Genomic DNA, 21,352 nt, shown 5'->3' with positions numbered 1-21,352 from the left:
CATGGGAACGTCATATTGCGCTTCAAACCGGCCGCCGCAAGCGACGGCGTGCAACGGGTCAGGGATGTCGAAGAGCAACAACGTCTACAAGGATGCCTACAACCGCTGCCTGCGGCTGCTCGACGAAACGCGCAGCCTGCCTTCGGAGCCGGAACTGGGCACCTTGCTTGGCGTCAGCCGTACGACCGTCCGCACCATTCTTGCGCGCATGGAAGAGACAGGGCTGATCGCCTGGAACAAACGCGCCAAGACGGTGCTGCGCGAACCGCGTCCGGATGATTTCTTCCCCGAAGAAGAGACCGACACGCTGGCCGAGATCATCGAGCGGTCGTTCATGCGCAGGCTGCTCGCCGGCGGCGCCGAGGCCGGCATGCAGATCAACGAACTCGAACTGGCGCGTGAGATCGGCGTCGGCACCACCAGCGTGCGCGAGTTTCTGATCCGCTTCTCCCGTTTTGGCCTGATCGAGAAGCGCCGCAACAGCCATTGGGTGCTAAAGGGCTTTACGCGCGCCTTCGCGCTGGAGCTGACCGAAATCCGCGAAATGTTCGAACTGCGCTCGGCGGCCGCCTTTGCCGCTCTGCCTCAGGACAGCGCGGTCTGGGTTGATCTCGACCGTCTGGAAGACGAGCATCGCCAGCTGGCAAGCGGGATCGCCACCCGCTTCAACGAATTCTCCGAGCTGGACGAGCGCTTCCACCGGCTCATCCACCGGGCATCGCGTAACCGCTTCATCGTCGATTTCTACGATGTCATCGCCATGATCTTCCACTACCACTACCAGTGGAACAAGGCGCAGGAACGCGAGCGCAACGAAGTCGCGATCGGTGAGCATCTGGCCTATATCGAGGCGCTGAAATCGCGCGACCTCGGCAAGGTCGATGCCGCCTGCCGCAAGCACCTGAAATCGGCGCGCCAGACATTGCTGACCTCGATCCCGGAAAGCCGGCCGCCACAAAAATCCTGAGCCGCGTCGCGGCTCAGGGTCTTGTTTCATGCATGTCGTTGTCCCAAAAACCGCCGCACACTTTTGGGCGACATGCATTGATATGCCGCGTTGCCGCAGCGGCGATTTGGCGATTTTCCACCCGCCAGCCCCGTGCTAGGTATGGTACGTTGCTGCGAAGAGGCAGGGCTTTGGGCGTATCGAGGAGACGGTGGAACATGCCGGTCGCGCTTGTCGCGGCCTACTTGCTGTTGCTCCAGTCGACGCTTGGTGCCTTCGCCTTTGGCGCCGGTCCCAACGCATCGCAGCTCGACGCCTTCGGCAACGTCATCTGTACCCATGAGGGCGCAACCCAGCTTCCGGGCGGCAACCAGCCGCCGTCCCATCTGCCCGCGTGCTGCGTGCTCGGCTGCAGCATGGTTTCGGCGGCCTTTGCGCCACCGCCCGGTGCAGGCCTGGCGCTGGGTAGCCTTTCCTTCGAAACGGTTGCCTTTGTCTTCCCGGCGGCCATCCATCTCGACTTCGCGCGTGAGCGTTCGCCGTCGAACCCGCGCGCGCCGCCGCTGACGGCCTGAGCCTGTTTGCCCGGCGGAACCTTTCGTGGGCGTACCCATCCAAAGATCGAACGGCTCGCGACCGGCAACGGCGCGACCATCACTTCATGGAGCAACCATGTCCTATTTTTTCCCCGACGCCGCGCGTCCTATGCTCGGCAGCATTCTACGCAGCATCGAAGAGCGTGTCGGCATTGCCGTGCTGGCTCTTACGCTGTTGTTCGTCGGCGCCCAGTCCGTCTTCGCGCATGAGTTCAAGGTCGGCGATCTCGATATCGGCCATCCCTGGTCGCGCGCCACGCCGGCCGGCGCCAAGGTGGCCGGCGGCTATTTCACCATCACCAACAATGGCAGTGCGCCGGACCGGCTGGTGTCGATTTCCTCCGATATTTCTGAAAAAGCCGAACTGCATGAGATGAGCGTCAAGGATGGCGTCATGACCATGCGGCCGGTTGCTGGCGGCCTGGAAATTCCGGCCGGCGGCAAGGTGGCCCTTGCGCCTGGTGGCTATCATCTGATGTTCATCGGCCTGAAGCGGCAACCCAAGCAGGGCGAAAAGTTTTCCGCCACGCTGACCTTCGAAAAGGCCGGCGCCGTCAGCGTCGATTTCGCCGTCGAAGGCATGGGTGGTGGCGCCATGGACGATCACGCCAATTGATCGGGCCAGTTAGACAAATTTTGAGGATCTGAGGGACCATCATGAACAAGTATCTTTTGTCGGCCGCGGCACTTTTCGTGCTCGGGACGAGTGCCGCCTTCGCGCATATCACGCTCGAAACCCAGGAGGCTGCCGTCGGCTCGACCTACAAGGCGGTCCTGCGTGTGCCGCATGGTTGCGACGGCAAGGCGACGACCGCCGTGCGTGTGCAGATCCCGGAAGGGGTGATCGCGGTGAAACCGATGCCGAAGCCTGGCTGGACGCTGCAGACCAAGAAGGGCAAGTACGAGAAATCATACCAGCTCTACGGTCAGGCGGTGACCGATGGAGTCCAGGAAGTCGACTGGAGCGGCGGCAGCCTGCCGGATGAATTCTACGACGAGTTCGTCTTTCGCGCGACGCTGACGGCGGATCTCCCGGTGGGCCAAAAACTTTACTTCCCGGTGGTGCAGGAATGCGATGGCGCGGCCGATCGCTGGATCGAGATCCCGGCAGCCGGTCAGGATGAGGACGCGCTGGAAAACCCGGCACCCGGCATCAAGCTGTTGCCGAAGAAATGATCGTTCGGGCGGCGCGCTCGGAAAAGCGCGCCGCCTTTTTGTGGCGGTGACATGAGCACGACCCCCTTCCTGCAAACGGCTTTCATGACCGGTAAACGCGCCGGCCAGCTTGTCGTCGGCCTGTTGGCCATGATCGTGTTTCTTGCCAGCCTTGCCGTGCCAAATCAGGCCTTTGCCCATGCCGCGCTGATCAAGACCGATCCGGCTGACGGCGCGGTGCTGGAACAGGGGCCGGCACAGTTCTCGCTGACCTTCAGTGAGCCGGTGTCGCCACTGGTGCTGACCCTGGTGAAGCCCGACGGAACGCCGGTCCCGCTAACGTCAGTCCGGCTCAGCGACCAGACGGTCGAGATCGACAATCCCCAGAAGCTTGCGTCCGGTACGCATGTGCTGAGCTGGCGCGTCATTTCGGCCGACGGCCATCCGGTCGGCGGTTCCCTACTGTTTTCCATCGGCGCGCCAAGCGCGCCGCCGGCCGTGTCCGAAGCCGTCGACTGGCCGTCGCGGTCGGCCATCTGGCTCGGCAAGGTCTTTCTTTACATTGGCCTTTTCCTCGGCGTCGGCGGCGCCTTCGCCCTCGCCTGGCTGGCCCGGGGTGGCCGCGCCGGACAGCGCTTCGTTGCAGCCGCAATCCTGGGCGGACTTGTCGCGGCGCCCTTGTCGCTCGGCTTGCAGGGGCTTGATGCGCTCGGCGCACCGCTCTCCCATCTGGCGCAGCCGGTCATCTGGCGGACCGGGCTCGGCACCAGTTTCGGCTGGACGGTGCTGGTCGCGCTGATCGCGCTGGGGCTCGGCCTGCTGTCGCTGGCCGGCCCCCGCGCCACCGCCAAACCATTCGCGCTGGCCGGCCTGGCCGGGGTTGGGATTGCCCTTGCCGCCAGCGGCCATGCCAGTGCCGCCGAGCCGCAATGGCTGACACGGCCGATGGTGTTCCTGCACGGCGTCGGCATCGCCTTCTGGGCCGGTGCATTGGTGCCGCTCGGTCTGGCGCTGAAGGGGCAATCGGCGAAGGCCGCGCCATTCCTGCGGCGGTTTTCACGCATGATCCTGCCTGTGGTGACCATGCTTGCCGCTGCCGGCATCGTTCTCGCCGTCATCCAGGTGCAGACACCCGCGGCGCTGGTCAATACCGCCTACGGCCGGCTGCTGCTGATCAAGCTCGGGCTGCTGGTCTTTCTCTTCACGCTCGCCGCCGTCAATCGCTGGAAACTCACCGCGTCGGCCGAGGCCGGATCGACAGAGGTACAGCGCAGGCTGGTCCGCTCGATCGGCGTCGAACTGCTGATCGTGTTGGCCATCTTCGGCGTTGCCGCGGGTTGGCGCTTCACACCGCCGCCACGGGCCTTGGCGATCGCGGCGGCGCAACCGGTGTCGGTCCATATCCACGCGCTGCAAGCGATGGCGGATCTCAGCATCACGCCTGGCCATGCCGGGCCGGTCATTGCCTCGATGATCATCATGAGCGGCGATTTCGGCCCGCTCGACGCCAAGGAGGTGACGCTGGTGCTGTCGAAGCCCGAGTCCGGCATCGAGCCGCTGAAGCGCCCGGCGTCCAAGCCCGGCGACGGCAGCTGGCGTGTCGACAACCTCGTCATCCCGGTGCCCGGCCGGTGGACGGTGCGCATCGACATCCTGGTCTCGGACTTCGAGATGGTGAAGATCGAGGCGCCCGTCGACATCAGGCCGTAGGGCCGGACCGGCAAGAGCTTGGCCGACCATCCGTGCAACACAATTCGGCGAGGTGGTTGACGCGGCCCGAAAGGCCCGTCAATCATCCCTTGAAGAATGGGCATCCCCGCAAATCGCGGGCCCGAACCAACAAGATCCGAAAGCAGGGAAGAAACGATGGAAAAAGCCGAAATCGGCCTGATCGGCCTTGGCACGATGGGCTCCAACCTGGCGCTCAACATCGCCGAGCACGGGCATCGCATCGCCGTCTTCAACCGCACCAGGGCGCGTACCCACGCTTTCGTCGAGAATGCCGGTGCGCTGAGGGATATGGTGGTGCCCTGCTACAGCCTGGAAGAGCTTGCCGCCGCGATCCGGCCGCCACGTCCGATCATCATCATGGTGCTGGCCGGCAAGCCGGTCGATGAACAGATCGCGGCGCTACGCGGCGTGCTGTCGGCCAACGACATCGTCATCGACGCCGGCAACGCCAATTTCCGCGACACGATGCGGCGCTTCTCCGAGCTTTCCGGCTCGGGCCTCACCTTCATCGGCATGGGCGTGTCCGGTGGCGAGGAGGGCGCGCGCCACGGCCCGTCGATCATGGTCGGCGGCACTGAGGACTCGTGGAAGCGTGTCGAGAAGGTGCTGACCGCCATCTCCGCCAAATTCAAGGATGAACCCTGCGCGGCATGGCTCGGCACCGACGGCGCCGGCCATTTCGTCAAGACCATCCACAACGGCATCGAATATGCCGACATGCAGATGATCGCCGAAATTTACGGCATCCTGCGCGACGGCTTAGGCATGGGGCCGAAGGATATCGGCACGGTGTTTTCCAACTGGAACAAGGGCCAGCTCAACTCCTATCTGATCGAGATCACCGCCAAGGTGCTGGCATCAGACGATCTGAAGACCGGCAAGCCGGTGGTCGACATCATCCTCGACCGCGCCGGCCAGAAAGGCACTGGCAAATGGTCGGTCATCGAGGCGCAGCAACTCGGCATTCCGGCGACGGCGATCGAGGCGGCGGTGGCGGCACGCGTTCTGTCATCGATCAAGGACGAGCGGCTGGCGGCGGAAAAGGCCTATGGCAACGCCGGCGTGACGAAGATTTCCGGTGACAAAGACGCCTTGCTGAAAGATCTGGAGTTGGCGCTGTTCGCCGGCAAGATATCAGCCTACGCCCAAGGTTTTGCGGTGATGAGCGGCGCCTCCGAGGAATTCAACTGGAACCTGCCTATGCCGACCATCGCCAGGATCTGGCGCGCCGGCTGCATCATCCGCTCGCAGATGCTCGACACCATGGCGGAGGCCTTCAGCAAGGGCGGCGCGTCGACCAACCTTCTGATGGCGCCGGCCTTTATCGCGTTGATGCAAGAGGCGCATCCGTCGCTGCGGCGCATCGTGGCGAGGGCATCGGAAGCTGGCTCGCCGGTGCCGGCGCTGTCTTCGGCGCTTGCCTATTTCGACAGCTACCGCCAGGGCCGCGGCACCTCGAACCTGATCCAGGCGCAGCGCGACTTCTTCGGCGCGCACGGCTTCGAACGCATCGACGACAAGGGCGCTTTCCATGGGCCGTGGGGAAGCGGTGCGGCTGGCTAGCCCAAGGGCCTAAACGGAAACCGGCGGGCTGAACGCCGAAACGTCGCCGGCGACCACCAGGCTCTGCAAAGAGCCTGGTGCGGCGCCGCCGATCCAGCCCAGCACGGAACGGGCAAGCTCGGAGCCGGCCAGCCGGAAATTCTCGTTGACCACAAGCAATTCCCTGCGAAACAGATGCAGCAGATCCGACGACTGCTTGGACACGACATCGACGTCGCGGCCAAGCTTGAGGCCGGCATCCTCGATGCCGGCGACGATGGCCAGTGTCGCCGCAGCAGCGCTGCTGACGAAGCCGTCCGGCCTGTTTTCGCGGCGCATCACCTGCGCGGTTCTCGTCCTGATTTGCTCGATCGTATGGTCGATCGAAACAGCGTTGAACGGGATTTCGCTGGCGCCGACCTCGCTCAGCGCATCGGCAAAGCCGTTCAGCGTGTGGCCGTAATAGGTCAGCCCGGGTGGCGGCGACAGAAGTGCCAGCTTGCGCCGGCCCATGCTCGCCAACCGGCGCACGGCTTCCATCGCGAAAGCATGGTTGTCGAAGTCATGGTAAGGGTGGACGAGACCCATGTCGGTGCGGCCATGCGTGGCAAAAGGCATGCCGTGCTCCAGCATGTAGCGGGCACGCGGATCGTTCGGTTGGGTGCGCGAGATGATGACGCCGTCGGCCGAGCCGGTCTCGACGAGATAGCGGATCGGCTCCATCGGATCCTGGGAGCGGGAATAGGGCGTGACGATCAGGTGATAGGGGGTTTCGGCGAGCACTTCCGAAACGCCGTAGATGATGTCCGAGACGAAGCTCATGATCTCGCGATCGGTGTTGAGCACGAGGCTGATGACATTGGTCCTGCCGGTGCGCAGGCGTACGCCGGCGCGGTTGGGCCGGTAGCCGATCTGTTTGGAGACGAGCTGAACACGGCGCCTGGTTTCGGCGCCGATTTCCGGGGCATCCTTCAAGGCGCGCGAGACGGTGGTGACGCCGAGCCCGGTCATGAAGGCAAGCGTCTTCAACGTCGGTCGCCCCTGCGCCGACGTCTCCTCGTTCTTGTTCGTAGGCCGTGTGTTCATTCGTCCCGCCCGTCAGGCGCATAGCAGCCGCAGGCCGGGCCGGCAATCGCCGACATTTCGATATGATGTGCGTGCCAACCCCGGCAAATCTCAATATACTGAAACGTTACAGATTGCCAATGACGAGCTGCCGATCCCTCCTCGCAAGGTGAATGGCTCTTTTGCGAAACTCATTGGGATTCCAGCAGAAATCGTCCTTGCCGCCGCCTATTGCCGGCTTTAGCACGCTATTTCGACGTTTTGCACCGCAACAGCCCATGCTGCGGCGCAAAAGGGAGCGGCCGTCTATGCGAATTTGTTCGCGGCTCGAAAAAATGTCGAGTGCGCTTCGTTCATGGGTTGCGAAGCCCACGCAATTACCGTATCGAAAATCTGTAACGTTTCAGATTCTGGGAGGAGCCGAAATGCGATACAGACTTTTGACCGCTGCGCTGGCAGCAACAGTCGCGCTGCAACTTGCCGGTCCGGCCGCCGCGACGGACCTGGAAGTCACCCACTGGTGGACTTCAGGCGGAGAGGCCGCGGCTGTCGCCGAGTTCGCCAAGGCGTTCGATGCAACCGGCAATCGCTGGGTCGACGGCGCCATTGCCGGTTCCGGCGGCACGGCGCGGCCGATCATGATCAGCCGCATCACCGGCGGCGATCCAATGGGCGCCACCCAGTTCAATCACGGCAGGCAGGCGGAAGAGCTGGTGCAGGCCGGCCTGATGCGCGACCTCACCGACGTCGCCACCAAGGGCAAGTGGGCGGAAGTCGTGCGGCCGAAGAGCCTGCTCGACAGCTGCACCATCGACGGCAAGATCTATTGCGTGCCGGTCAACATCCACTCCTGGCAGTGGCTGTGGCTGTCCAACGAGGCCTTCGAGAAGGCCGGCGTGCCGTTGCCGAAGGACTGGAATGAATTCGTGGCGGCAGCGCCCGCGCTGGAAAAGGCCGGCATCATCCCGCTCGCCGTCGGCGGACAGGCCTGGCAATCCTCCGGCGCCTTCGACGTGCTGCTTGCAGCAGTGGGCGGCACGGATGTGTTCCTCAAGGTCTACAAGGACAAGGATGCCAAGTTCGCCGCCGGGCCCGAAGTCGCCAAGGTCTTCAAGGCCGCGGACGATGCCCGCAAGATGGCGAAGAACACCAATGTGCAGGACTGGAACCAGGCGACCAACCTGGTCATCACCGGCAAGGCCGGCGGCCAGATCATGGGCGACTGGGCGCAAGGCGAGTTCCAGGTTGCCGGCAAGACCGCCGGCAAGGATTATACCTGCCTGCCGGGCCTTGGGCTGAACGAAGTCATCGCTACCGGCGGCGACGCCTTCTACTTCCCGCTGCTCAAGGATGCCGACAAGTCCAAGGCGCAGGAGGTGCTGGCCGAGACGCTGCTCGATCCCAAGACGCAGGTCGCCTTCAACCTCAAGAAGGGTTCGCTGCCGGTGCGCGGCGACGTCGATCTCAATGCCGCGAACGACTGCATGAAGAAGGGCCTCGCCATCCTCGCCAAGGGCGCCGTCATACCGTGGACGGATCAGCTGCTTTCGCAGGACACCCAGAAGCAGAAGGAAGATCTCTTCGCCGAATTCTTCGCCAAGCCGGAACTGACCGTCGAAGAGGCGCAGAAGCGCTTCGCCGACCTCATCGCTTCGGCAGACTGACGTTGGAGGCAACCCATATCGCTCCCGGCCTTGCGAACGCAGGGCCGGGAACGCACCGCCCTTACCCAGCCGGCTGACGAGATGAGCAAGAGCGAACGCCCCAACCCGCTGTTCCGCAACCTCAATGCGAAGGTCGCCTCGATCCCGATGATCCTCACCGCGCTGGTGGTTTTCGTCGGCGGCACCCTTTGGACGGTGCTCTATTCCTTCACCAATTCGAAGCTCTTGCCGCGGCTGAATTTCGTCGGGCTCGACCAGTATTACCGGCTGTGGGCGACGCCGCGCTGGCTGATCTCGATCGAGAATTTGTTGATCTACGGCGCGATCTCGCTGGTGTTCTCGCTGGTCATCGGCTTCCTCCTTGCCGCGCTGCTCGACCAGAAGATCCGCTTCGAGGATACGTTCCGGACCATCTTCCTTTATCCGTTCGCGCTCTCCTTTATTGTCACCGGCCTTGTCTGGCAGTGGCTGCTGAATCCGGATTTCGGCATCCAGCACGTGGTGCGGGACCTCGGCTGGACGAGCTTCAGCTTCGACCCGCTCTACAATTCCAGCATCGTCATCTACGGCATATCGATCGCGGCGCTGTGGCAAGGCACCGGGCTGATCATGTGCCTGATGCTGGCCGGCCTGCGCGGCATCGACGAGGACATCTGGAAGGCGGCGCGAGTCGATGGGATACCGATGTGGAAGACCTATCTGTTTATCGTCATCCCAATGATGCGGCCGGTCTTCATCACCACGCTGGTGATCATCGCCTCCGGCATCGTCAAGGTCTATGACCTCGTCGTGGCCCAGACCAGCGGCGGCCCGGGCATCGCCTCCGAAGTGCCGGCCAAATACGTCTATGACTATATGTTCTTCGCCCAGAACCTCGGCCAGGGTTTTGCCGCCTCGACCATGATGCTGCTCTCGGTGGCGATCGTCATCGTGCCGTGGGCCTATCTCGAATTCGGGCGGCGCAAATGAGCATGGCAAACATCACTGCTCAAACAAGGACGGCCGCCGGCGCGCGCCAGGACGTCACCGAGCCCTATGGCCCGAAACCGCGCCGCATGTTTTCGCGCCGCAACATCTTCCTCTACGGCACACTGTTTGTCGTGGCGGCCTACTATCTCTTGCCGCTCTACGTGATGGTCGTCACGTCGCTCAAGGGCATGCCCGAGATACGGCTCGGCAACATCTTCTCGCCGCCGCTCGAAATCACCTTCGAGCCGTGGGTCAAGGCGTGGGCGACGGCCTGCACCGGCCTCAACTGCGACGGGCTTTCGCGCGGCTTCTGGAATTCGGTGCGCATCACCGTGCCGTCGGTGCTGCTGTCGATCGCCATCGCCTCGGTGAACGGTTATGCGCTCGCCAACTGGCGCTTCAAGGGCGCCGACACCTTTTTCGTCATACTGATCGTCGGCGCCTTCATTCCCTATCAGGTGATGATCTATCCGATCGTCATCATCCTGCGCGAGATCGGCCTCTATGGCAGCCTCAGCGGCCTGGTGATCGTCCACTCCATTTTCGGCATGCCGATCCTGACGCTCCTGTTCCGCAATTATTTCTCTTCGATGCCGGAAGAGCTGTTCCGGGCGGCGCGTGTCGACGGCGCCGGTTTCTGGGGTATCTTCCTGCGCATCATGCTGCCGATGTCGCTGCCGATCTTCGTCGTCGCCATCATCCTGCAGGTGACCGGCATCTGGAACGACTTCCTGTTTGGCGTCGTCTACACCCGCCCCGACACTTATCCGATGACGGTGCAGCTCAACAACATCGTCAACTCGGTGCAAGGCGTGAAGGAGTACAACGTCAACATGGCCGCCACCATCCTGACCGGGCTTGTGCCGCTCATCGTCTACTTCATTTCCGGCAAGCTTTTCGTGCGCGGCATCGCCACCGGTGCGGTGAAGGGGTGATCGCGATGACGGCAGCCAACGGCACCAGTGTTTCGATCCAGGATCTGTCGCTCAATTTCGGCGTGATTTCGGTGCTGCAGACCCTCAATCTCGATGTAGCCGAGGGCGAGTTCATCGTGCTGCTTGGCCCCTCCGGCTGCGGCAAGTCGACCTTGCTCAACTGCATCGCCGGCCTGCTCGATATCTCCGAAGGCCGCATCTTCATCAAAGGCAAGAACGTCACCTGGGAAGAGCCCAAGGACCGTGGCATCGGCATGGTGTTCCAGTCCTACGCGCTCTATCCGCAAATGACGGTGGAGAAGAACCTGTCTTTCGGCCTGCGCGTTGCCGGCATACCCAAGGACGACATCGCCAAGCGCATCGCGCGCGCGGCCGAAATCCTGCAGATCGAGCCGCTGCTGCAACGCAAGCCGGCGGCGCTCTCCGGCGGTCAGCGCCAGCGCGTGGCGATCGGACGGGCGCTGGTGCGCGATGTCGACGTCTTCCTGTTCGACGAGCCGCTGTCCAATCTCGATGCCAAGCTGCGCGCCGAATTGCGCGTCGAGATCAAGCTGCTGCATCGCAAGCTGCAGAACACCATGATCTACGTCACCCACGACCAGATCGAGGCGATGACGCTGGCCGACCGCATCGCGGTGATGAAGGGTGGCGTGATCCAGCAGCTCGATGCGCCGCAGACCATCTACAACCGCCCGGTCAACCGCTTCGTCGCCGGCTTCCTCGGCTCACCGGCGATGAATTTTATCGATGGCCACCTGGAGAACGCGGACGGCGGTTGGCGCTTCGTGGCCGACGCTCTCAAGATTCCACTCGGCACTTATGACTTTGCCGGGCCTCCAGTTGCCGGCCCCGTCTCATTTGGTATCCGGCCCGAGCATGTCAGCCTGAACAGTGGCACCGGCTGGCCGTTCTCGACAGCTGGCAATGTCGAGGTGGTCGAACCGATGGGCTCCGACACGCTGGTCTGGCTGAAGCTTGCCCAGCAGAACTTCAGCGTCCGGGTGACCTCGGAACGCACGCCCAAGAACGATGAGGCGGTGACGCTCGGCTTCGATCCGATGCGCGCTTCGCTTTTCGACACCGCAACCGGCACCCGCATCTAGCTCCCGAGAACCAACCTTCCAACGACAATCCCCAAGCAAAACGGACAGAGACGATGAACTGGTCATTCCAACTTTACAGCGCCCGCAATTTCCTACCCTGGGAAGGCGTGCTCGCCACGCTCGGCAAGCTCGGCTACACCCAGGTCGAAGGCTTCGGCGGCGTCTACGACGATCCCAAGGCCTTCCGCACCGAGCTCGACAAGAACGGGCTTGCCATGCCGACCGGACATTTCTCGATCGACGCGCTCGAGAACGATTTTGATGGCGTGCGCAGAACAGCCGACGCACTCGGCATCACGCTGCTCATCTGTCCGTTCCTGATGCCCGATCAGCGGCCATCCGACGTGGCTGGCTGGCGCGGCTTTGGTGAGCGTCTGGCAAAGGTCGGCGATGCCGCGAAAAGGGCTGGCTACGGCTTTGCCTGGCACAACCATGATTTCGAGTTCAAGAAACTCGCCGATGGCTCGGTGCCCCAGGATCTCATCCTCACGGCGGCGCCTGACATCAGCTGGGAAATGGACGTCGCCTGGGTGGTGCGCGGCGGCGACGATCCGCTGCCGTGGATCGAGAAACACGGCAAGCGCATCAGCGCCGTCCACGTCAAGGACATGGCCAAGCCAGGTGAGGGACTGGATGAGGATGGCTGGTCGGACGTCGGCCATGGCACCATCGACTGGGCCGGCCTGATCAAGGTGTTGCGCGCCAAGAGTGCCGCCCAATACTACGTGATGGAACAGGACAACCCGAACGATATCGAGCGCTTCGCCCGCCGCTCGATCGCAGCCGCTAAGACCTACTAGGAGCAATCAGCATGGCAAAGAAACTTGGGATCGGCGTCATCGGCTGCGGCAACATCTCGAAGGCGTATTTTTCGCTGGCGCCGCTGTTTCGCGGCATCGAAATGCGTGCCTGCGCCGACATCAACATGGACGTGGCCAGGGCGCGGGCGAAGGAGTTCAAGTTGCGCGCCGAGACTGTCGAGGCGCTACTGCAAGCCGACGACATCGACATCATCGTCAACCTGACCATTCCGGCGGTGCACTATGAGGTGTCGAAGCAGATCCTCGACGCCGGCAAGCACGTCTATTCGGAAAAGCCGTTCGTGCTGTCGGTCAAGGAAGGCCAGGACCTCAGGGCGCGGGCGGAGAAGAAGGGGCTGCGCATCGGCTCGGCGCCCGACACCTTCCTCGGCGGTGCGCACCAGCTGGTTCGTGAGCTGATCGATGAGGGAAAACTCGGCAAGATCACCAGCGGCACCTGCCACGTCATGGGCCACGGGATGGAGCACTGGCACCCCAATCCGGACTTCTTCTTCCAGCCAGGCGCAGGCCCGGTGCTCGACATCGGACCGTATTACATCACCAATCTGATCCAGCTGATCGGACCGGTGAAACAGGTCGCGGCCTTCGCGACGACGCCGGCCAAGGAACGCACGATCAGTTCAAAGCCGCGCGCGGGTGAAAAGATTCCGGTCAACACGCCGACGACCATCCACGGCCTGCTGGAGTTCGAGAACGGTGCCGTAATCACGCTCAACACCAGCTGGGACGTCTGGGCCCATGGTCACGCGCCGATGGAACTCTATGGCGAGACGGGCACGGTTTTCGTACCGGATCCGAATTTCTTCGGCGGCGATGTGCGCTTCACGCAAGACAGCAAGCCGGTCAAGAAGCTGCCGAAATGGAAGCACCCGTTCGGCGTTCCCAACGAAATGCATTCGCAAGGCATGATGGCCAACTACCGCACCGCCGGGCTCGCCGACATGGCGGTGGCGATCACGGAAGGCCGGCCGCATCGCTGCTCGATGGAACTGGCGCTGCACGCCGTCGATGTGATGACCGGCCTGTTGCGCTCCGGCGAAACCGGCAAGTTCGTCGCCATGCAGACGACCTGCGAACGTCCGGCCGCCCTCGGCGTCAAGCAAGCCAAGGAGCTTTTGGCGAAGAAGAAGTAGGCAGCACACTTCAACCCTCTCCCCGTTCCGACGAGGAGAGGGTAAAGGTGGGGGGCAAAGCCGACTCGCCCGCGTTGTCGCGATGGCAGTAGCCTGGTTTGCTTCCATTTGAGGATTTTCCGATGCCCTACATTCCCGCCGAAAACCGCTACGAAAAAATGGTCTACAACCGCTGTGGCCGCTCCGGCCTGAAGCTGCCGGCGATCTCGCTGGGGCTGTGGCACAATTTCGGCAACGACACGCCCCACAAGACGAAGCAGGCGATCGCGCGCAAGGCCTTCGACCTCGGCATCACGCATTTCGACCTCGCCAACAATTACGGTCCGCCGCCAGGCTCCGCCGAGACCGCCTTTGGCGAGATACTGCGCACCGACTTCGCCGGCTACCGCGACGAGCTGATCATCTCGACCAAGGCCGGCTACGAGATGTGGGCCGGTCCCTACGGCGAATGGGGCGGGCGCAAATACATGCTGGCCAGCCTCGACCAGAGCCTCAAGCGGATGGGGCTCGATTATGTCGACATCTTCTATTCGCACCGCTTCGATCCCGATACGCCGCTGGAAGAGACGATGGGCGCGCTCGACCATGCCGTACGCTCGGGCAAGGCGCTCTATGCCGGCATCTCGTCCTACAATTCGCAGCGCACGCGCGAGGCCGCCGACATCTTGAAGCAGCTTGGCACGCCTTGCGTCATCCACCAGCCGAGTTATTCGATGCTGAACCGTTGGGTCGAGGAAGACGGCCTGCTCGATACGCTCGAAGGGCTCGGCGTCGGCTCCATCGTGTTCTCGCCGCTGGCGCAAGGCATGCTGACCGACAAGTATCTCGGCGGCATTCCCGACGGCAGCCGCGCCTCGCAGGGCAAGTCGCTGCGACCGGCCTTCATCAACGACAAGACCATTGCAAACATCCAGGCGCTGAACGCCATCGCCGGCAAGCGCGGGCAGACGCTGGCGCAGATGGCGCTGGCCTGGGTGCTGCGCAAGGGCAGGGTGACCTCGGCACTGATCGGAGCCAGCCGGCCGGAGCAGGTCGAAGACTGCGTTGGCGCGCTCAAGGTGCTCGACTTCAGCGATGCCGAGCTCGCCGAGATCGATACCTATGCGCGCGAATCCGACATCAATCTGTGGGCGGCTTCGGCCGAACGCAAAGGCCCAACGAGGAAATAAGTCCTCTCGATAAGCCGGCAAACAAAAAACGGCGGAACCTCTCCCGCCGTTTTGGTTGAAAGCGAATAGCCCTGCTTCAGGGTGTGGCTGGTTTCTGGGCGGTGCCCAGTCCCGCCTTGGGTTTTGCCGGCGCCGGAGTCGAGGTCTTCATCTTCGCCTCGATCCAGCCGGTGTAGTTGGCCAGCCGTGTGTAGATACCATAGGCGTCCTTGTGGCCGCAGGCCGCACTGCCGTCCGCCGGGCCTTCGCCCCAGCTGACGACGCCGACCTGGACCGGGCCGTCAGCGCCGGTCATGAACAGCGGGCCGCCGCTGTCGCCGTTGCAGGCATCGCGCACGCCGCTGGTGGTGCCGGCGCAGACCATGTTGCCGGTCAGCGGATCAGTCATGTCGGCGGCGATCGCATTGGCGGCCGCGTCGATGCCTTTTTCCGAATAGCGCATGCGACGGGACAGATCGCCAAGTGCCGCCTTCAGATCACGCGCATAGATGGCCTTGATGCCGCTGTTGCAGGCCTGGTTCGGCTGCAGGTCGAGATCGACAACCATCAGCGTGGTCGGGAAGGTGCCATCCTGCATCTTGCCCCAGCCGGTGACCGTCGTCTTGCCGGTCTCGGGCGTTGCGTCATGGGTGACCTTGATGGTCGACGCATCGGTCGGTTCGGCAAGCCGGAGCAGGCCGATGTCGTTGTCGAGCGTCTGCTCGCTGTAGGCTTCGTTGACGATGACCTCCACCACCTTGTGGCGCTTGCCCTCGCTGAGATCGGTGGCGCCGGTCAGCACGGTGACGCTCTCGGGCGAAATCGGCTGGCCCTTGTCGTTGAGGCAGTGTGCTGCCGTCAGCACCCATTGCGGCGCGATCAGGCTGCCGCCGCAGAATTGGGCATTGGCCTGCGAGGCAGGGTTCTCGTCCAGCCTGTCGGTGGTGAGCAGCGCGACCTGGAACGGATAGGCGCCTTTTTCGGCCTGGTTGCCGCCATAGACGCGATCCGCGCTGTCGGGGTTCTCCGCCGCGGCCTTCGCCCTGGCTTCCGTTACGCGCTTCATCGGCGAGACCGCTGCCTCCGGTCGGGCGGCGCCTTCGTCCGCCTGAACAGTGTTGGCGGCCGCAAGAGCCGCAGCGATGCCGAGCAAAGACGCGGCGGCGATCGGCCTGAACCGATGGATGATGTGCACCTGAAATCCTCCTGAGACACGTTCCCGAACGAGCCAGCCCCGGCGCATTATCAACGAAACAGTCGCCCGCAGGCAGGCGTTGCTTCGCGGATCGCGTTCCCGTGCGGAACCCACTCAAAACCCTATAGCCCCCCACGGGCTACGTGGAAGCGATTTGTCATTCCAATGTTGTATTAATTTAGGCAATATACCTGCGCGGGTGTCTTTGGCGGGGGCCTTCGACAGACCGTATGGGGTAATGATCAGGTTCAGGCGCCGGTAACCAAACTCATTTTTCGGCTTCACCACGATCTCGACAATATTTCTGTATTTTGATCCAGTCCTTGCTGACTTTTGGGAGAGTCTCACCATGACAAAACTGACAAACGCACTCATTGCGTCCGCATTGCTTTCCACCGCAATCTGGGCGGTCCCGGTTTTCGCCGCCGATCCTGGCTCCGCCAGTGCCGGCAATGGCGAAAGCGCGCGGGACGCGACTTCAGGCGACTACAAGCCCGGGCGGGCAAAACCAATCGCGCCGCCGAAGCTGACTGACGAAGACAGCCGCGCCGCGCCGCTTGCTGACGAGGCAACGGCTGTCAAATCCTATGGCATCGTCGGACGGTCCGCCGATGGCAAAGAGATCAAGATCGAGCCGAGCGAAGCGCTGCGGGATCTTATCATCAAAGAACTGAATGCACCGGCCAATGGAAAAGACGGGGCTGAGCGGAAGACCGAGGATCCGGACCTGGGCGAAGGCGAAGCCGGCCGTCAGGTTTTCGGCACCGACGATCGTGAGCAGGTCAAGAACACCAAGACCTATCCCTTCTCGGCAATAGGCTATCTCGAAGCCAAGTCGGCGAAGACGGGCAGCTTTGGCAGCTGTTCGGCAACGCTGATCGGCCCGCGCACGGTACTCACCGCGGCGCACTGCCTCTACAGCCATGAGGACAAGGACTGGCTTTCCGAGTATCTGTTCGTGCCGGGTCTCAACGGCAGCACGGCCGACGACGCACCGTTCGGCGCCTTTGCCTTCGAAAGCGCCTATGTGCTGCAAGGCTTCATCGACAACTACCAGGGCTATTATGGTTCGGTCCTGCTGTGGGATCTCGGCATCGTCACGCTGAAGCAGGACGTCGGCACCAACCTCGGCTGGCTGGGCTATGCCAACTATGACGATCTCGGCGACTTCACCGCCAACCTCGTCGGCTATCCCGGCGACAAGCCGATGGGAACGATGTGGAAGGCGAACTGCGAAGTGCATGCCGAAAACATCGCCCCGGAATATTTCCAGTATGACTGCGATACGTTCCCGGGGTCGAGCGGCAGCTCGGTCTATGCTTATGACAACAAGGCCAAGCAGCGCATCATCACCGGTGTCAACGTGGCGGAAAGCCCCGACGCGAACACGGCCGTGCGCCTGAACGCTGCAAACGTCCAGTGGATCAACAGCCTGTATAAATAATCGCTGCGCATTCGCAGCGCGGACAAAGGCGGCGGAGCAATCCGCCGCCTTTGTCTTGACGAGCACTTCCACTGCGGCTTCTCTTGCACGAGGCCAGGTCGCCAACTACGCTTAAAGGGCCAAGGGGTTGGCATCCAAGGGGGCTCAAGAGATGGCGCGGGCAAGGGCAGTGTTGGGGATCGCGGCGGCATCGATGCTGGCCGCGCTGATGTTTTCGCCTGCCTTCGCCGATCCGGCGGCCGCACCTGCCGATGGCGCCTGGGTGGAACGGGTGCAGATCCTCTACCAGGCGGATACACGCTCGGTGCTGCGCAGGATGATCCGGGTGTGGGATTTTCATCCGGAAAAGAACCTCGACTTCGTCTGGGAGCCGGCGGCGGGCCAGTCGCCCGACCGGACGATTGCCGAAGACGGCACCATCAACGGTAAAGGCAGGCTGGTGTGGCGGGTGCGCGGCTCGGCGAGCTATGATCCCAAAACCATCTATTCCAGTTATTTCGGCGACGCCAGGAATGGCCGGCCGGACGGGCAAGGCCGGCTCGAGTTGCGCTCGGGCGAGGTTTTCGACGGGCATTGGCTCGCCGGGGAACTCAACGGAAAGGGCATCCATATCGATGCCGACGGCAACCGCTATGAGGGGCAGTTCGTTGCCGGCGTGCCGAATGGCGCAGGGCGGATGCTGTCAAGGACTGGCGAGATTTTTGCCGGCTCATTTGTTGATGGGTTGAAGAATGGCAAGGGCCGCACGCGGCTTGCCGGCGGCACTGTCTACGACTCGCAATGGGCAATGGGCCAGGAGGTCGGCGGCTCGCGCCCCGACGTGCTGGCCGATGCCAGGGTCGGCGGCCTCATCAAGGCGCAGGCCGGCAGTGGGGACGCCGACAAGGTCGAGATCGGCGTCGCGGTCGACCAGCGCATGACCCAGCAGTCCGACATGCAGTACCAGCATCTGGTGCGTGACGAGGACATTGCGATCTATCCGCAGTCCGACCAGTACAATGACAGCTGGAACGGCACCGGCCAGGTCGCCACCGGCAATGTCTATGAAGGCATGGACTGGGAGGACGCGCCCGCCTTTGCCGAAGTCGGTCTCAAGACGTCAGACCGGTCCAAGGTCAAGCTTGACAGCCTGGAGATGAAGGTCGCCGCCAGCGACGCCTATCGCAAGCCGATGCTGTCGATCTCGGAGCATTTCGGCTGCGTCGGCTTCCGGCCGGATTTCTCGATCGTCAACAATGGCTGGGGCGACGCCAAGGACATGAAGATGTCGATCCAGTTCACCGCGGTCGACGACGAGGGCAACCCGACCGGCGATCCCAGCCGCATGTTCAGCAAGGACGTCGGCAGTTTCGGCGACGGTGTCGACGTCTCGGTCAAGAGCGTGCTTGACGAGGCCGGCGTCGACACGGCCAGCCTGGAAACCGGGCGTTTTCCCTGTCCCTCGGTGGACAGTCTCAATGTCTGCCGCAGCCAGCTGACCAACAAGATCAAGTTCGGTGAGGTCGGCGACTATCTCGGCACTATGCAACAGGCGATGACGCTGAATGCGATCGGCAAGTTCGACTATTCGTGGGCGGATGACGAAGGTCACGTCTACCAGCAGAGCGAGCCGTTCCGCACCTCCATCACCATGGCGGTCTTCGAGACGCCGGAAGCGATGGCCGAATGCGGCGACGGCGGCGGCGGCACGCCGGAGGCGATGCGCTACCAGAACATCGAGTTCCCCATCGGCAAGCATGACTACACCATCGCCATGCCGGTGCGCGGCAACAAGAAGATCAGCGCCTACACGGCGCGGCTGAAGATGTGGTCGTCGATGTCGTCGATCCACAGCTTCAGCATCGCCGCGCATTTTGCCGACGGCAGCGTGCGCGAGAGCAAGCCGGTCACCTTCTTCTATTTCCGGCCGAAGCAGTCGCTGTTCGAGACCAAGACCGAGCCGGCGGCCTGCTATCTGCCGCGCGATATGGTCGGCTGCGGCTAGGGTGCATTGATATTCAGGTGAGGCCGGCCTGCAAACGGCAGCTTCCTACGCTTCCGGTGCTCGCGTACGAAAAGTACGCTCCGCTCCGGTTCTCGGAACCTACCGTTTTCGACTCGGCCTGACCTGAATCTCAACACACCCTGGGAGCGTTCATTTCCTGCCCATCTCGAAATAGTTGGGCAGTGGTATGAGCCTCGCAAAGATCGTGCCTTGGGCGAAGACGCGCAATTCCAGCATCGATCCGGACGACCGCTCGGCGTTCTGGTCGAACAGGAAATTGCCGAGCGAATAGACCTCCGCCACGTCGCCGCCGGCCAGCGGGAGGATCGCTTCGCTCGACACATGCGGGTGGCCGCCGACGATGGCCGAGACACCACGCAGCCGCATCTGGTCGGCAAGCATGCCTTCACGCTCCGACGGCCCGGTCTTGTATTCGCGGCCCCAGTGGACAAAGGCGACCACCGGCCGCTCGGCATCCTCGTGCAGCAGCCGGTCGAGCAAAGCAGGGGTGATAAGGTCGGTATTCTCCGAGCCGTTGGTGTCGATGTCGCTCAGGCCGACAAGGTCGAGATCGGCAAGCGCCAGCGCCTCGCCCTGGCCGAAATGCGGGATGCCGGCTTCATCCAGTGCGCGCAGCGTCTCCGCATAGCCTGACGGGCCGAGATCATAGGCATGATTGTTGGCGAGCCCGACGCCGGCGACATGCAGCCGCTTCAGCATATCGAGAGCCAGGCCTTGCGGCATCGCCAGCGTCATGTCGTCGATCGCTTCCGGCACGTTGGGCAGGATCACGCCTTCGAGGTTGACGATCAGCGGCCGCGATCCGGTCAGGGCCAGGACGCTGTCGACGATCCGGTCGACAACACCGTCGCGGACCAGGATCTTCTTCATGGCGCGGCCGAAATTCACGTCACCGGCGAGGTAATAGATCCTGTCCTTCGGCCGCGCCGGATTGTTGAAGCCGGGGCCGAAGGCGCCGAACAGCGCCACGACATAGCTGGTGGTCCGCTCGACATAGTCCGACGTGTGTTCCTGCGAGTTCTCATTGGCGACGACCAGCGGCTGGGCGCCGAACAACTCGCGCTGCAGCCGGGTCTGGATATAGAGCGCGCCGACGGAATCGGCGTGATCGGGTTGGCGAAGTGCTGATATGCCGTCGAGCGAACCGGCGGCCAGCATGTTCAGCGACTGCTGGTCGAAGCGCCTGGAGTCATGCTGCGGCAGGTAGTGCGAGAAGTCGGTGGATTCGACGATCAGCGTGTCCTGGTCGACAATCGGCTTCAAAGCCTCAGCCAGCCTGTCCCAATCGCCGCGGCGCGCCTTGACCGACATCGCCACGGGCACGATTTTCGCCTCGGGGAAATAGTGATGCAGGAAAGGCAGCATGGCGCGCACACCATGCTCCTTGTCGAACAGGCAGGACTCCTCGACCATGTCGCTGTTCGTCTCGAGACGGCGTACGGCTTCGGTGTCGGCGGCGACCGGGCCAAGCACGGTGTCGAAGCCGCGCAGCGTGGTGGCGTACAATTTGTGCGTCTTGTGGAAATGGTCCGGCGACAGGATGACGATGCGCTTGTAGCGAAAGCCGGATGCCGCCCGGAAACCAAGCGCCACCAGGTCGGCAGCCAGCAGATGGTGGGGAACGGTGATGCCGGTCAGCCGCTGGTTGGATGGTGGGACATCGGCGACGCTGGCGATGGCGTCGTTGAACGGCGTGGCGTCGTCGTAGAAGGGCGGGAAGTTCTCGGTACCGGGCGGGCAGACAACAGGGGCGGCGAAAGTGGGGAGGGGTAGGAGAGTGACGGCGAAGATCAGCAGAATGCTGGCCGGCGCCCAGGCACCCCCCTCTGTCCTGCCGGACATCTCCCCCGCAAGGGGGGAGATTAGCAGCCTCTGCCTCTCCGCCTTTCTTGCAGCCCTG

At 63.0% G+C, this 21,352-nt stretch carries 18 protein-coding genes; 15 read left to right on the top strand and 3 right to left on the bottom strand.

Annotated elements, in window-relative coordinates:
• The first annotated feature begins 64 nt into the window (after positions 1-64).
• From ACFOJ9_RS27730 to gndA, 6 genes are all read left to right on the top strand, one after another.
• Positions 65-967 (top strand): GntR family transcriptional regulator, encoded by a 903-nt coding sequence (locus ACFOJ9_RS27730; protein WP_378983435.1) that lies wholly within the window; start codon positions 65-67, stop codon positions 965-967.
• Between the two features lie 197 nt (positions 968-1,164).
• Complete coding sequence (locus tag ACFOJ9_RS27725; protein WP_224700342.1) at positions 1,165-1,521, top strand: DUF2946 family protein; 357 nt, start codon at positions 1,165-1,167, stop codon at positions 1,519-1,521.
• A 97-nt stretch (positions 1,522-1,618) separates the two neighbouring features.
• Positions 1,619-2,158: a copper chaperone PCu(A)C gene (locus ACFOJ9_RS27720; protein WP_378983431.1), complete on the top strand. Its 540-nt coding sequence runs from the start codon at positions 1,619-1,621 to the stop codon at positions 2,156-2,158.
• 41 nt (positions 2,159-2,199) lie between these two features.
• Entirely contained in the window at positions 2,200-2,718 is a 519-nt protein-coding gene (locus tag ACFOJ9_RS27715) for a YcnI family copper-binding membrane protein (RefSeq protein WP_378983428.1), read from the top strand.
• A gap of 51 nt (positions 2,719-2,769) precedes the next feature.
• Complete coding sequence (locus ACFOJ9_RS27710) at positions 2,770-4,407, top strand: copper resistance CopC/CopD family protein (RefSeq protein ID WP_378983427.1); 1,638 nt, start codon at positions 2,770-2,772, stop codon at positions 4,405-4,407.
• Positions 4,408-4,563: 156 nt separating this feature from the next.
• A complete protein-coding gene (gene gndA / locus ACFOJ9_RS27705) occupies positions 4,564-5,991 on the top strand; it encodes an NADP-dependent phosphogluconate dehydrogenase (protein WP_378983424.1) in 1,428 nt (475 codons plus the stop codon).
• 9 nt (positions 5,992-6,000) lie between these two features.
• Here the strand turns inward: gndA and ACFOJ9_RS27700 are convergent, their stop codons facing one another.
• Positions 6,001-7,056, bottom strand: coding sequence for a LacI family transcriptional regulator (locus ACFOJ9_RS27700; protein ID WP_378983422.1), 1,056 nt, complete (start codon positions 7,054-7,056; stop codon positions 6,001-6,003).
• A 404-nt stretch (positions 7,057-7,460) separates the two neighbouring features.
• On the opposite strand from ACFOJ9_RS27700, the gene ACFOJ9_RS27695 reads away from it, so the two are divergent.
• The 7 genes from ACFOJ9_RS27695 (at position 7,461) to mgrA (ending at position 14,829) form a co-directional block, all read left to right on the top strand.
• Positions 7,461-8,699: an ABC transporter substrate-binding protein gene (locus tag ACFOJ9_RS27695; RefSeq protein WP_378983420.1), complete on the top strand. Its 1,239-nt coding sequence runs from the start codon at positions 7,461-7,463 to the stop codon at positions 8,697-8,699.
• Between the two features lie 81 nt (positions 8,700-8,780).
• Positions 8,781-9,668, top strand: coding sequence for a carbohydrate ABC transporter permease (locus ACFOJ9_RS27690; protein ID WP_378983418.1), 888 nt, complete (start codon positions 8,781-8,783; stop codon positions 9,666-9,668).
• 2 nt (positions 9,669-9,670) lie between these two features.
• Positions 9,671-10,603, top strand: a complete 933-nt coding sequence (locus tag ACFOJ9_RS27685) for a carbohydrate ABC transporter permease (protein WP_378988092.1) — start codon at positions 9,671-9,673, stop codon at positions 10,601-10,603.
• 5 nt (positions 10,604-10,608) lie between these two features.
• A complete protein-coding gene (locus ACFOJ9_RS27680; RefSeq protein WP_378983416.1) occupies positions 10,609-11,706 on the top strand; it encodes an ABC transporter ATP-binding protein in 1,098 nt (365 codons plus the stop codon).
• A 53-nt stretch (positions 11,707-11,759) separates the two neighbouring features.
• Positions 11,760-12,506, top strand: a complete 747-nt coding sequence (locus tag ACFOJ9_RS27675) for a sugar phosphate isomerase/epimerase family protein (protein ID WP_378983414.1) — start codon at positions 11,760-11,762, stop codon at positions 12,504-12,506.
• 11 nt (positions 12,507-12,517) lie between these two features.
• Positions 12,518-13,660 (top strand): Gfo/Idh/MocA family protein, encoded by a 1,143-nt coding sequence (locus ACFOJ9_RS27670; RefSeq protein WP_378983412.1) that lies wholly within the window; start codon positions 12,518-12,520, stop codon positions 13,658-13,660.
• Positions 13,661-13,782: 122 nt separating this feature from the next.
• Positions 13,783-14,829 (top strand): L-glyceraldehyde 3-phosphate reductase, encoded by a 1,047-nt coding sequence (gene mgrA, locus ACFOJ9_RS27665; protein WP_378983409.1) that lies wholly within the window; start codon positions 13,783-13,785, stop codon positions 14,827-14,829.
• Positions 14,830-14,905: 76 nt separating this feature from the next.
• On the opposite strand, the gene ACFOJ9_RS27660 is transcribed toward mgrA, so the two are convergent.
• Complete coding sequence (locus tag ACFOJ9_RS27660) at positions 14,906-16,003, bottom strand: S1 family serine peptidase (protein WP_378983407.1); 1,098 nt, start codon at positions 16,001-16,003, stop codon at positions 14,906-14,908.
• 349 nt (positions 16,004-16,352) lie between these two features.
• On the opposite strand from ACFOJ9_RS27660, the gene ACFOJ9_RS27655 reads away from it, so the two are divergent.
• Positions 16,353-17,447, top strand: a complete 1,095-nt coding sequence (locus ACFOJ9_RS27655) for a trypsin-like serine peptidase (protein ID WP_378983405.1) — start codon at positions 16,353-16,355, stop codon at positions 17,445-17,447.
• A 151-nt stretch (positions 17,448-17,598) separates the two neighbouring features.
• Entirely contained in the window at positions 17,599-19,431 is a 1,833-nt protein-coding gene (locus tag ACFOJ9_RS27650) for an MORN repeat-containing protein (RefSeq protein ID WP_378983402.1), read from the top strand.
• Positions 19,432-19,581: 150 nt separating this feature from the next.
• Here ACFOJ9_RS27650 and amrB read toward each other — a convergent pair whose 3' ends face one another.
• Complete coding sequence (gene amrB, locus ACFOJ9_RS27645; protein ID WP_378983399.1) at positions 19,582-21,294, bottom strand: AmmeMemoRadiSam system protein B; 1,713 nt, start codon at positions 21,292-21,294, stop codon at positions 19,582-19,584.
• Positions 21,295-21,352 lie beyond the last annotated feature (58 nt).

Origin of the sequence: Mesorhizobium cantuariense, assembly GCF_042647205.1 — a bacterium.
GTDB classification, from domain to species: Bacteria; Pseudomonadota; Alphaproteobacteria; order Rhizobiales; family Rhizobiaceae; genus Mesorhizobium; species Mesorhizobium cantuariense.
The sequence above is the reverse complement of the archived record's forward strand: the minus strand, read 5'-3'. Positions and strand labels throughout refer to the sequence as shown.